The organism is Segatella sinensis, from assembly GCF_040095255.1.
Lineage (GTDB): Bacteria > Bacteroidota > Bacteroidia > Bacteroidales > Bacteroidaceae > Prevotella > Prevotella sinensis.
On the sequence record NZ_JBBNGE010000004.1, the window covers coordinates 88890 to 101411 of the forward strand.

9 protein-coding genes and 1 pseudogene are annotated in these 12522 nt (G+C 43.0%); all 10 read left to right on the top strand.

Going from position 1 to position 12522, the window contains the following annotated elements; genetic code table 11:
- The first annotated feature begins 11 nt into the window (after positions 1–11).
- The 10 genes and pseudogenes from AAAT87_RS02160 to AAAT87_RS02205 all read left to right on the top strand — a co-directional run bounded on the left by AAAT87_RS02160 (position 12) and on the right by AAAT87_RS02205 (position 12522).
- A complete protein-coding gene (locus AAAT87_RS02160) occupies positions 12–1739 on the top strand; it encodes a RagB/SusD family nutrient uptake outer membrane protein (protein ID WP_349225487.1) in 1728 nt (575 codons plus the stop codon).
- Between the two features lie 29 nt (positions 1740–1768).
- Positions 1769–3871, top strand: coding sequence for a glycoside hydrolase family 97 protein (locus tag AAAT87_RS02165; protein WP_349225488.1), 2103 nt, complete (start codon positions 1769–1771; stop codon positions 3869–3871).
- 74 nt (positions 3872–3945) lie between these two features.
- Positions 3946–5673: an alpha-amylase family glycosyl hydrolase gene (locus tag AAAT87_RS02170; RefSeq protein WP_349225489.1), complete on the top strand. Its 1728-nt coding sequence runs from the start codon at positions 3946–3948 to the stop codon at positions 5671–5673.
- A gap of 181 nt (positions 5674–5854) precedes the next feature.
- The gene (locus tag AAAT87_RS02175) at positions 5855–7093 is read left to right on the top strand and encodes a DUF4421 family protein (protein WP_349225490.1); all 1239 of its coding nucleotides are present in this window, start codon (positions 5855–5857) and stop codon (positions 7091–7093) included.
- 744 nt (positions 7094–7837) lie between these two features.
- Positions 7838–8059: a DUF6140 family protein gene (locus AAAT87_RS02180; RefSeq protein WP_040552952.1), complete on the top strand. Its 222-nt coding sequence runs from the start codon at positions 7838–7840 to the stop codon at positions 8057–8059.
- Between the two features lie 13 nt (positions 8060–8072).
- Positions 8073–10106 carry a hypothetical protein gene (locus AAAT87_RS02185; RefSeq protein WP_349225491.1) on the top strand — a complete coding sequence of 678 codons (2034 nt, stop codon included), beginning with the start codon at positions 8073–8075 and terminating at the stop codon, positions 10104–10106.
- Between the two features lie 2 nt (positions 10107–10108).
- The gene (locus AAAT87_RS02190) at positions 10109–10591 is read left to right on the top strand and encodes a hypothetical protein (protein WP_288232426.1); all 483 of its coding nucleotides are present in this window, start codon (positions 10109–10111) and stop codon (positions 10589–10591) included.
- 71 nt (positions 10592–10662) lie between these two features.
- Positions 10663–10830 (top strand): annotated as a pseudogene (locus tag AAAT87_RS02195) (DUF6140 family protein); the annotation flags it as partial.
- Positions 10831–11009: 179 nt separating this feature from the next.
- Positions 11010–11360 carry a toxin-antitoxin system YwqK family antitoxin gene (locus AAAT87_RS02200; RefSeq protein WP_349225492.1) on the top strand — a complete coding sequence of 117 codons (351 nt, stop codon included), beginning with the start codon at positions 11010–11012 and terminating at the stop codon, positions 11358–11360.
- Between the two features lies 1 nt (position 11361).
- Positions 11362–12522 (top strand): hypothetical protein, encoded by a 1161-nt coding sequence (locus tag AAAT87_RS02205; protein ID WP_288282539.1) that lies wholly within the window; start codon positions 11362–11364, stop codon positions 12520–12522.

Here is a 12522-nt window from a genome sequence, read left to right on the forward strand (position 1 = left end):
GGATTACAGTTATGAAACAATATATTATAGGTTCGATGCTTCTTTCATCGATATTACTGGCTAGTTGCTCACTGGAAGAAACTCCACGAAGCAAGTTTTCTGAGGAGGAGGCTTTCAGCACCCCTAAGCTGGTATATGTAAACACAGTGGCTAATGTATATTCTTCCATCGGCAATGGATTGTATGGAAGTGATGGTGGCTCTGTGCATACCTTTCAGGAGTTCTCTTCTGATGCCAGTATGATTCCTGGCCGCCAGGGTGACTGGTTGGATGGTGGAGCCTGGCAGAACATTTTCCTCCACAATTTCGAATCGTCTGTAAGCAAGTATAACGATGTTTGGAACAACCTGTATCGTGTCATCGGTCTTGCCAATTCTTCCATCGACCGACTCAACAAGTATCTGGGTGAGCATCCGGAGTATGCAGACTATGTGTATGAGTTGAGAGCACTTCGTGCCATCTATTATTATTATGTGATGGATCTCTTCGGACAGGTACCATTGGTTGTTTCTTCTGAAGTAAATGCTAATGAGGTGGCGCAGTCCAATCGCTCTGATGTCTTCAAGTTTGTCACTTCAGAATTGGCGGAATGCATTCCTCATCTTTCCGGTCAGAAGAGCCAAAATGAGGGAGAGTATTATGGTCGAATTACCAAGGCTGTGGCATATATGTGTATGGCTAAGTGTGCCATCAATGCGCCGGTCTATACCATCGATGATACCACTCCAACCTGCTACAGTGCCTTTGTGGGAACAGACAAGAGCGGCAAGGCCACTGCCAGCGAGGAGCAGGGAAAGACTATTTCGGAAATGGGCAAAAAGATTAACATCACTTTGGATGGTGAAACTCGCAATGCGTGGGAAACAGCAGCCTATTGTGCTGATCAGATTGCCAGCTTGGGTTACCGCCTGCAGCCTAGCTATGCAGACAACTTCATCGTAGCCAACCAGAATTCCGTGGAAAATATCTGGACCCGTCCGAACGACTGCGTTAACTATAAGATAGAGGATTATAACATCGTGCGTACCCTGCATTACAACCATGGTGGTGCCATCGGTTACCAGGGCTGGAATGGAGCCTGCTCTTCCAAGCAGCAGATGCTGGTATATGGCTATGGAACGGCAAATCCGGACCCTCGTCTGAAACTCAACTTCTATACCGATAAGGATTATATGGAGGAGATAGGAAAGGCTGTAGAGGATGGTGCCACAGGCAAGGATCTTGAGTATATGCCACTGGCAGTAAAGGTGGATTTCTCTGCAGATGATGACCCTCATGCCATGAAGTGTGCTGGTGCCAGAATGAAGAAGTATGAGTTTGACAAGTCCACTACCCAGCAGTATAGCTTCAACAACGACTTGGTGATTTGGCGTTATGCCGATGCCTTGCTCTTGAAGGCTGAGGCAGCATATCGAATGGGCAACAAGGCTGAGGCTCTCACGATAGTGAACGAGATTCGTGCCCGTGTTGCAGCTACCCCTCGTACAGAGCTTACGCTCAATGATATTCTGGATGAGCGAATGCTGGAACTGGCTTGGGAGGGTGTTCGACGCCCAGACCAGATCAGATTCTGCACCTTTACGGAGCCTACGGTTGACCGCTTCAATGGGGTGACCCACAATGCTTCTGCAGGTGATTACAATGATGATACGCAGGGCTATACCATAGTTTATCCAATCCCTTATGCCGTGCTCAACTTGAATAAGAATCTCAAGCAGAATCCAGGATATACTAAGTAGTCAATCATAAACTAAAAATGAAGAATAATATGAAAAAAATATTTTTGCTCGCAAGCCTTCTGATGGCTTTTGGCATCTCGGCAGATGCTGGAGACATTACTTCTCCTAACGGACAAATCAAGGTGAACTTCACCTTGGATGGCACTGTGCCTACCTATAGTGTGACCTATCAGGGCAAGACCATCATCAAGCCTAGCCGTCTGGGTTATCAGCTCGCCAAGGGTGGTAAGGATGGCAAGGACCTGCTTGCCGATTTTAGCGTCATCGATGAGAAAACTTCCACTTTCGATGAGACTTGGACTCCTGTTTGGGGAGAGAACAAGTCTATCCGCAATCATTATAATGATATGCTGGTAGAGTTGAAGCAGAATTCCACCGACAGTTATATGAACGTCCGTTTCCGTGTCTATGACGATGGAGTAGGATTGCGCTATGAGTTTCCTCAGAAAGGCAGTCTCAACTACTTCACCATCAATGAAGAACGTACAGAATTTGCCATGACGGGCGATCATACCGCCTGGTGGATTCCTGGTGATTACGATACCCAGGAATATGAATACACCAAGACCCGCCTGTCGGGCATCCGTCCAGCCTTGCATGCTGCTGTCAGCAGCAATCTCTCACAGACTGTCTTTTCAGATACCGGTGTACAGACCTCACTCCAGTTGAAGACTGATGATGGTATCTATATCAATCTGCATGAGGCTGCTCTGGTGGATTATCCAGCCATGCACCTGAATCTGGATGACAAGACCATGACCTTTACCTCTTGGCTTACCCCTGATGCCCAGGGAATGAAGGGATACATGCAGACTCCGTTCAAGAGCCCTTGGCGTACCATGGTCATTACAGATGATGCCCGCAAGGTTCTGTCTTCCAACTTGATTCTCAACCTCAATGAGCCTTGCAAGATCAAGGATACCTCCTGGATTCACCCAGTGAAGTACGTGGGGGTATGGTGGGAGATGATTTCCGGTAAGGGAGAGTGGGCCTATACCCATAATTATCCTACCGTGAAGTTGGATGGAACCGACTATGTACATGCCAAGCCATCTGGCAAGCATTCTGCCAACAATGCCAATGTGCGCCGTTACATCGACTTTGCTGCAGCCCATGGTTTCGATGCTGTCCTGGTAGAAGGATGGAATATCGGTTGGGAAGACTGGAGTGGCTATATGAAGGAAAAAGTATTCGATTTCCTGACTCCATATCCTGATTTCGACATCAAGGCACTCAATGAGTATGCACATTCCAAGGGAGTGAAGCTCATCATGCATCATGAGACCTCTTCTTCTGTGATGAACTATGAGAAGTATATGGACAGAGCTTACCAGTTGATGAAGGATTATGGCTACGATGCTGTGAAGAGCGGTTATGTGGGCAACATCATTCCTCGTGGCGAGCATCACTACAGTCAGTTGGAAATCAATCACTATCTGCATGCCGTAACCCGTGCTGCCGATTATCACATCATGGTAAATGCCCATGAGGCTGTGCGTCCTACCGGTCTCTGCCGCACTTATCCTAACCTGATTGGCAACGAGAGTGCTCGCGGTACAGAATATCAGGCTTTCGGAGGAACCAAACCGGGACATACCGCCATCTTGCCTTTCACCCGTCTGCAGGGTGGTCCGATGGATTATACCCCTGGTATCTTTGATATGGATTGTGCCAATGGTTCACATTGCAACTCTACCATCTGCGGTCAGTTGGCACTTTATGTTACTATGTATAGTCCATTGCAGATGGCTGCTGATTTCCCTGAGAATTACGAGAAGCACATGGATGCCTTCCAGTTTATCAAGGATGTGGCCGTAGATTGGGACAAGTCTATCTATCTGGAGGCTGAACCAATGGAGTATATCACCGCTGCCCGCAAGGCAAAGGGTTCTGATAACTGGTTTGTCGGTGGTGTAACGGGCATGAAGGCTCATCAATCTACCGTAAAGCTCGATTTCCTCGACAAGGGAAAGAAGTATGTGGCTACCATCTATCAGGATGCAAAGAATGCCAACTACAAGACAAATCCTCAGGCTTATGTCATCACCAAGAAGACTGTAACCAGCAAGTCTGTCTTGAAGTTGAACTCTGTTGCAGGTGGCGGATTTGCAATTAGCATTCTCGCACAATAACACAATAAAATGCAGGATTTTGAGTTATTATGAAAGAAAGTTTTCTTGAATTAATAATTATGCTCATGAAAAGAATGAATAAAATGTTGTTGGTTGCTGCCTTGGCGGCAACCACACTTTCTGTTCAGGCAGAACAGAAGAAGGGACCGGCTTGGTTGAGTGATGCACTTTTCTATCAGATTTATCCATCTTCCTATATGGATACTGATGGCAACGGTATTGGCGATCTGCCGGGTATCACTTCCAAGTTGGATTACATCAAGTCTCTGGGGGTGAACGCCCTCTGGCTCAATCCAATCTTTGAATCGGGATGGTTTGATGGTGGCTATGATGTCATCGATTTCTACAAGGTGGATCCTCGATTCGGTACCAATACCGATTTGGTTACTTTGGTAAATGAGGCCCATAAGCGTGGCATCAAGGTTTGTCTCGACCTGGTGGCAGGACATTCCAGCACCAAGTGTTCCTGGTTTAAGGAGTCTTCCGAGAAAGATCCTAACCAGCGTTACAGCGACTATTATATCTGGATGAATGATATCCCTGAGAGTGAGAAGAAAGAAATAGAAGCCCGTCATCAGGAGGCAAGTCCGGAGTCTAGTACCCGAGGCAGATATGTGGAGGCTAATGCTCCTCGTGCCAAGTATTATGAGAAGAATTTCTTCGAGTGCCAGCCTGCCTTGAACTATGGTTTTGCTCATCCAGATCCAAATCATCCTTGGGAGCAAGGCGTAGATGCTCCAGGACCACAGGCTGTCCGCAGGGAAATACGTAACATTATGGCTTTCTGGTTTGATAAGGGTGTGGATGGCTTCCGTGTAGATATGGCGTCATCGCTTATCAAGAACGACCCCGACAAGAAGGAGGTTTCCAAGCTCTGGAAGGAGATGCGTGCCTGGAAGGATAAGTATTATCCAGAGACCGTCTTGATTTCTGAGTGGGCTAATCCGCAGCAAGCCATTCCTGCCGGCTTCAACATCGATTTCTACATCCATTTCGGTCTCAAGGGATATGCTTCTCTGTTCTTCGACCGCAAGACTCCATGGGGCAAGTGGGAGCAGAGTTACCAGAACTGCTATTTCGACAGGCAGGGTAAGGGTTCGCTCAAGGAGTTTAGCGAGAATTATACCAAGGCATTCAATGCTACCAAGAATCTCGGCTACATTGCTGTTCCATCTGCCAACCACGATTACCAGCGCCCTAACATCGGTACCCGCAATACGCCTGACCAGTTGAAGGTGGCGATGACCTTCTTCCTCACCATGCCAGGTATTCCGTTTATCTATTATGGTGATGAGATTGGTATGAAGTATCAGATGAATCTCCCTAACAAGGAGGGTAGCAATGAGCGTTCGGGTACCCGTACTCCGATGCAGTGGACCAAGGGCAAGAATGCCGGATTCTCTACAAGTGCACCCGATAAGCTTTACTTTCCTGTAGATACGGAAAACGGAAAGTTGACCGTTGAGGCTCAGCAGGGTGATCAGAATTCTCTGTTGTCATATACCCGTAAGCTGACCGCTTTGCGTCATTCAGCCAAGGCTCTTGACAATGAGGGTGATTGGAAGCTCCTGAACCAGAAGGGGCAGGAATATCCGATGGTATATGAGCGCACTTTGGGTGAGGAGAAGTATGTTGTTATCGTGAATCCTGGTGCCAAGGCAGCCTCTCTCAATATCAGCTCCGTAGGTGGTAAGGCTGTTTCTGTTCTTTCCACAGGAAAGGTTGTGTATAAATCAGGAAAAAAGACTGATGTGATTAAAGCGTCAGGCATAAGTGCCGCCATATTCAAGGTGGAAAGATAGTTTATGAGAAGGAACGTTTATCTGAATGAGAAAACGTTCCTTCTCTTACTTTTTTTGCAAGCGATATCTATAAAAAAGCCTTCAATTCTTATTTTTGTTGCTTTTCTCTTTCCTATTTCGGAGTTTTACTGTACTTTTGTACCGGAATAGGAAAAAGATAAGTAAGATGAATAGACGAAAAATGAAAACTGGGTCAATGGTGATGGTGAAAGCATCATTTCTTGTGGTGGTATTTTCTATGGGAGTACTTGCTCCTGCCATTGCCCAGAACGGACAGAACAGGAAACCTCGAAAGAAGCTGAAAGAACTACTGATGATGGCAGATAGCCTGCGACTCCAGTTGCGACAGTCTGCTGATAGGGGACGTATGCTCCAATGGGGCGACTCTCTTCTCATGGCAGAATTGGGAAAGAGCAAAATGAGTGAGAAGAAAAAACAAAGGTTCATGAAGCATTATGCCAAGATTCAAAGACGATTGAGCCTATACGACCGCCAATTGTTCAGAGGAGATTCACTGCTGGCAGCCAATTATTACAAGATAAAGTATGATACTACCTACATCTCCCGTCCAAATGCCCGATGGACCATTAAACTAAGAGGCAATCTTTCGGGAGCTGATTTGGAAACTACAGCGAAGACGGATGGAACGGAAACGCATACCAAGGTGATGGCAGACTGCCGTGGAACCCTCTCTATGGCAGTGGCTTACCGGGGATTGGGACTTGGCTTGGCTGTGAACCCAGCCAAGTTGGCTGGCAAGAATCAGGACTACGAGTTCAACCTCAATTCCTATAGCAACCGCTATGGCTTTGATGTGGTCTATCTCTCGTCCAAGACATTCCATGGTCATCAGGAAATGGGAGGTAGCGAGATAGATATCCATAAGGGAGAAATCTCGCAGAAGGCATTGAATCTCAATTTCTATTATGCCTTCAACTATCGCAAGTTCTCCTTCCCGGCAGCCTTCAGCCAGAGCTACATTCAGAAGCGAAGTGCCGGAAGTTGGATGGTAGGCGCCAGTTTTGATGGTTCCAAGACGAAGGTGAAGGGAATGACCATCCGTCTTAACGAGTTGGCGCTCGGTGCAGGCTATGGATATAATCTCGTTCCATCTTCTCATCTGCTGTTCCATCTGTCAGCCTTGCCAACTATCACGGTGTATTCGCATGACTATACCAAGATGAGAGCTGAAGCAGAAGAGGGGAGTAGTGATACAGAAATCCCAACCGTTCGTAACAGCATGAAATATCATTTTCCGTCTGCCATCATTACCGGTAGAGGTGCAGCCGTGTATTCCTGGCGCAACAAGTTTGCCGGTGCCACTGCGGTTTATAATTTCTCAGTAGCAGGAGATGAGGATCACCTGCAGGTGAAGAGAAACAAATGGCGAGTAAGAATGTTTTTCGGATTCCGGTTCTAGGAACATACTTTTCTTCTTCCTATGTCAGTTTTTGACGCATCCGGATTGTACTTTTGCGGCAGAAATTACAATCACTCTATATATAATAAGGTATGAAGGCAGGAAGAAGAGGGGTTAGGAGTCCCTGAAAATAAAATATAAGAGGAATCCATAAGATTTCTTGTTAAAAGTTTGGTGGTTCATCAGATTTTTACTAAATTTGCCATTGTATTAGTGACAGGGCAGGTGAAAGTCCTTGCTTGAAGTCGCTATGATGCAGAGAAACAAGATAATCTTGTGGACACGAGCAAACTATTCAGTTCTGTAGGTTGAAATCTGGTAAATTGAAACGTAGAAAGAATGAGAATTTGTTTGAGCGAGTCTACACCGTCATATGGTGTGGATTCCTCTTTCACATTTTCTTTTCTACGGGTTTTACCAGAGCCTAACTTGCAAGGAAGTGAAGAAAGTAGGGGTTCGCACCATCTTTTTTCGCTTATGAGCCATTATGAACTTGTTTAGTTCGCAGATTTTTCTTAACTTTGCAGAAGATTAGCTGCACCTCAGCATAACATTCAAGCAAGCTTGATGATTCTGCTTTCGGTTTGCATAATCTTTGCAGAAGATTAGCTGCACTCGGCAATTTGAAAGCAAGCTTTCATTGCGCTCGTTTGCATAATCTTTGCCCCTTGAAAGTAAACAACTAGCTGTTTCGGCAGAAAAGCAGGAGCAGTAATACATAATGAACTTAAAAACAGAATGCTTATGAGCAAGGTATTTCAAGTAAAGCCTAAGCGCCTTAAACGCTCTAACGGTACAGTCCTCACTCCCGATATGGTAGTGACAGTAACAACCATGCAGCACACCGCCACCCCTTTTTACAATGGAGCCAAGGAGGTGCAAGAAGCCTACATGCGCATCTATGCTTTCGATTATAAGAAAGCATGCTGCAATCCGAATGATTTTGAATTTAAAAAGTTGGATTAAAATCTATTGATATATGATAATAACAGTATTGGATTATGGTTTGGGTAAATTACAAATTATAAAGATAATTAAGGAACATTTGGATATGGACCTCCCGGAGATAAAGAATTTATTTTCCTCTTGTCCTTTCCAGTTAAATGTAGATGATGCTATTAAGGCAATTAAATTGAAAGACGCTTTGGTCAGAAATGGATGTAAGGTTAGTTGTACGTCTGAGCCTGATGATATTAATTATGGGGAACTCTCAACAAAGGATCTTCAATTATTGGCAGAGGAATGTGATGGCAAAGCTTGTCTTGAATTGTCAAAACGATATGCTCATGGTACTACATTGTTGCAGTGTGATAAAGAACGCTCAAAAGAGTTGCGACGATTAGGAATGCTTTACCTTTACGGTTCAACTGTATCTCCTGAATTTGAAGAAGAGAAACAAGTATATAGGTCTATTTTCCTTGACGAAAACGGCAAGCCATATATTGATTGGAAGATTAAAAGTGAACAGATGAAGAAACTGTTCGTTAATATTGAAACTTTGTCTGAACGATATAATGACCTTGCATCCAACAACGACAATACCCAAGGTGTGCTGTCTAAGTTGGTTAGGCCAGAAGAAGTAGAGATGGCTCCAAAATTCTTCTCAAAATGGTTCAATATCGTATTTGCAATTAGTTTGATCGCAATACTAATTCACCCGATAATAGTTTTTATAGTACTTGCATGGAGATATTATAGTGTTAAGAGAAAAAAAGAAAAGTATAATAAATATTTACAGGATTTGCAGGTTTACAGAAATGAAAAGAGCAGATTGTCTATAGAAAACGCAAAGGAGGAACGAGAAGTAGCCTCGGCACTTGTCAACGTACAGGATGCGCTTTATGATGGATTGAATGTAGGCTTGAGTATTCCGTTAAATAAGGATACCATAACAAGGAATACTTATATTGAGTTTGGTGAGGAACTCAAGAAGTTGTTTGATCTGAACGATAAGGCGATGCTTAAAAATGATCCTGTGAGCAAGATTGTTGCGAATAAAAGATATTATGATGCTAAACTACGTTTCTTCTACACATACTCATTGCGTGCTGAAACAGAGTTGGATGAGGTATATAACTACTACCAAGAGATTATTCAGAAATCAGCATCTACGGGTGATTCTGACTTGTTGAGAAAAGATGACTTACCATTCATTAAGCAACACGATGCGGAGATGTCTCAAGACTTATCGGAGATAAAAACTATGCTTGATGACGACCGTCTGGCTAATGTCATGTCTGAACTTGGATATGTACAGGGACAAGAAACATCTACGTTTGGCGGATTGTGGACAGACGAGAAGAAACTGACAGATAAATCGAACGAGCTTAAGAAACTGTATGATGTCGCTAAGTACGAGTATGAGGAAATAACTGATTCCAACAAGAAGATAAACTATTGGTTGGATTATGTACGAGCATATGCTTACCGCAATATATACTTGGGTGCAGAACTCATCAATATTGTGAGGAGTAGTAATGGAGGACGAACGTTAGCTACGCAAAAAGACGGCATAGATGTCTCGATGCAATCGTTTGATTTGCAAGAAGTAACAATCAATGATGCTTCTGTGGATTTGGATGCTCACATCAACAAAACCGTAGACATGTTTACTCATGCTCTGAGGAACAAACAGTCACGAAAATGGATGAAGAGCAATCCTAAGATGGCAATGGGTGCAGCAGCTCTTACCTTTGTTGGGGGCGCATTGCTGGATAAGCTTGACAAACACACACAGTTGGTAGAAGAGCATACGGAATTCCAGAAAAACCTCATCTCGAACATAAAGGTTATGACCGAAGGCTACGAAGAAGGAAAGGCAAGTTCTCTGCGTGCAATAGAGATAATCAGAGCCATTGCCAAAGCTAACAAGGGCTTTATGGCTGTTTACGAACCATTGCGGGAGAAATGCCTTGAAAACGGCGAGCCCTTAACCATGCTAGATATGCAAGCCATTGCTAAAGCAACCAAGGACTACAAGATTATTAGTGATTCAAAATTAAAAAATAAATAATTATGAGTGATTCGTATGATATAGCAGAATATGCTTCAAATGAAGAAGCATATCCTGTGAGTTTAGAACAAAACAATGATATAATTGGTGAAGTGCAAGAAGTCGGACAGTCTTTGTCGAATTTAGTGCATACGTCAGAACGTGCTATTGATGCCGCACAGAATATCGCTGGCATGTTCACGGAATGTATTTTAGCCCAAGAACGTACTAAACAAATGCAAGAATGGGGTAAAGTTGAAATAGCTAACACAATTGCCAAATTCAAAACAGCCCAATCATTCTTAGAAGGTACGTTTGGGGAACGTGATAAGGCTTTGGTAAAGCACTACGATTTGTTAGACAAGGCAGTAGCTTCAAATGACAGAGACTTAATTCTTGCTTCGTTACAAGGTATAAGTTCGATTGTTACAAAATCACCATTAGACGATTTTGAGAAGTTTGTGGAATTGTATAACGACCCGTCACAGGAACTTTTGGATTTTTAGGAAGAATAAGAGTAAATACTGGGTTAATCGGCATTTTCACTTAAAGCTTTTAGAAGCTAACAAACGGTACCGTCCTCACTCCCGATATGGTAGTGACAGTAACAACCATGCAGCACACCGCCACCCCTTTTTACAATGGAGCCAAGGAGGTGCAAGAAGCCTACATGCGCATCTATGCTTTCGATTATAAGAAAGCATGCTGCAATCAGAATGATTTTGAATTTATAAAGTTGGACTAAAAAACTATTGTGAGAGAATGAATATATTGACAATTTCAATAATCTGTGTTGTGATAATCAGCACAGCGTTACTTATTTATTATTTCGCTTTCTATAGAAAGAAGCATGTTCCGATAAAACATAAAGAATACTATGAGGATAAGTCTCTATGTCGTACCTATGTCACGATAAATGGAGTGATGAATGGTCAAGAGATCACTTATTATCCTAATCAGCAGGTTAAGTCTGAAATTATGTGGATTAATGGTGAGAAGATCGGTCCTTTTGTAGAATATTATGATAATGGATTGATAGCTTGTAAAGGTGAATTTCAAGATAATGACAAGGTTGCAGAATGCTTTGTGTATTATCCAACTGGGGAAACCAATAAGGAACAGATCAAAATTAATGATGTTCCAGATGGTCCTTTCACCATTTATTTTAAGAATGGCCATCCTTATATACAAGGTAACTATAAAAAAGGTGTACTTGAAGGAGAATACATCGTGTATTCAATAGATGGCAATGTAAAACTTAAAAAACAATATTGATATGGGCTTATTAAAATCTATTTCTAAATCAATGAAGGGTACCTTCGTTGGTGATCTGGCTAAATCAGCCGATAAGGCCATTGATGCAACAAGTTCTTTTATTGGTGATTGCATTGATGAAACTTTTAATGAGGTTTGTGATAGCGCTAAATCTTTAACAAAGGGTGCCAAAAATGTAGCGAAGGGTGCGGGTAAAATAGGACGAGTAGTAACAGGTTATGAGGCTTATGATTCTCGTAAAAAGGCCAAAGAGGCAAAGGAACTTGCTGATAGAATGGTTGCTAATATAGAAGAGGAAAACAGAAGAAGAAGAGAAGAATCCAACCGTGTGTTGTCGGATTTTGGTAAGACAAAATTGGAACTTCTGAAGACTTGTCTTTCTCCATTTTTAGGTTATCTTAAGGTTATGGGAAATAATTATAAGGATAAAGAATATGAGTTTGGTGGTAAGATAAATCTTGATCAGTTAGATATAGATACCTTAGAATCTATAGAAATGAATGCTTCCACAGCTGGAAAAATAGCAGTGGCTTCTACAGGTGTAGCAACAATTGCATTATGTGGAGTACCTGCAGCTACTACGTCTGCAGTAATGGCTTTTGGGGCAGCAAGTACTGGTACTGCAATAAGTTCTTTGTCTGGTGCTGCCGCTACAAATGCAACATTGGCTTGGTTGGGAGGCGGATCATTAGCTGCTGGTGGAGGTGGAATGGCTGCAGGTTCGGCTGTACTTGGCGCGATTACAGCTACCACTACGGGAGTGTTTGCTTTAGCTGCTGCTGGAATTGTTGCATCGGCATATTATTCTAAAAAATATACGGAAGCCACTGCGTATTTGGAAGAGGTGAAAAAGGCACGGGCAAAGGCGAAGTTAGGTTGGGCTGCTATGGAAGCAATCAACCAAAGGGCCATTGAACTTGAATCTGTAATGAAGCGACTCTGTGAAAGAATAAACGACAAGTTGCTTTATTTGGAACCATTAATTTATGACTTCCAAATAGAGGATGAATATTATTTGAATACTTTTAGAGAAACTTCTCTATTGGTTAAATCATTAAGTGAAATAGCTCAGGTTCCTTTGATTGATAAGAACGGTATGCTTAGTAATGAGTCTTCTGTTACTTTAGCTAATACCCAAAAGATACTAAATAAAAACTTGTAA

Excerpts from the sequence above, each read along its gene's own strand:
- AAAT87_RS02160 (WP_349225487.1), top strand. The coding sequence starts at position 12 with ATGAAACAATATATTATAGGTTCGATGCTTCTTTCATCGATATTACTG.
- AAAT87_RS02165 (WP_349225488.1), top strand. The coding sequence starts at position 1,769 with ATGAAAAAAATATTTTTGCTCGCAAGCCTTCTGATGGCTTTTGGCATC.
- AAAT87_RS02170 (WP_349225489.1), top strand. The coding sequence starts at position 3,946 with ATGAATAAAATGTTGTTGGTTGCTGCCTTGGCGGCAACCACACTTTCT.
- AAAT87_RS02175 (WP_349225490.1), top strand. The coding sequence starts at position 5,855 with ATGAAAACTGGGTCAATGGTGATGGTGAAAGCATCATTTCTTGTGGTG.
- AAAT87_RS02180 (WP_040552952.1), top strand. The coding sequence starts at position 7,838 with ATGAGCAAGGTATTTCAAGTAAAGCCTAAGCGCCTTAAACGCTCTAAC.
- AAAT87_RS02185 (WP_349225491.1), top strand. The coding sequence starts at position 8,073 with ATGATAATAACAGTATTGGATTATGGTTTGGGTAAATTACAAATTATA.
- AAAT87_RS02190 (WP_288232426.1), top strand. The coding sequence starts at position 10,109 with ATGAGTGATTCGTATGATATAGCAGAATATGCTTCAAATGAAGAAGCA.
- AAAT87_RS02200 (WP_349225492.1), top strand. The coding sequence starts at position 11,010 with ATGAATGGTCAAGAGATCACTTATTATCCTAATCAGCAGGTTAAGTCT.
- AAAT87_RS02205 (WP_288282539.1), top strand. The coding sequence starts at position 11,362 with ATGGGCTTATTAAAATCTATTTCTAAATCAATGAAGGGTACCTTCGTT.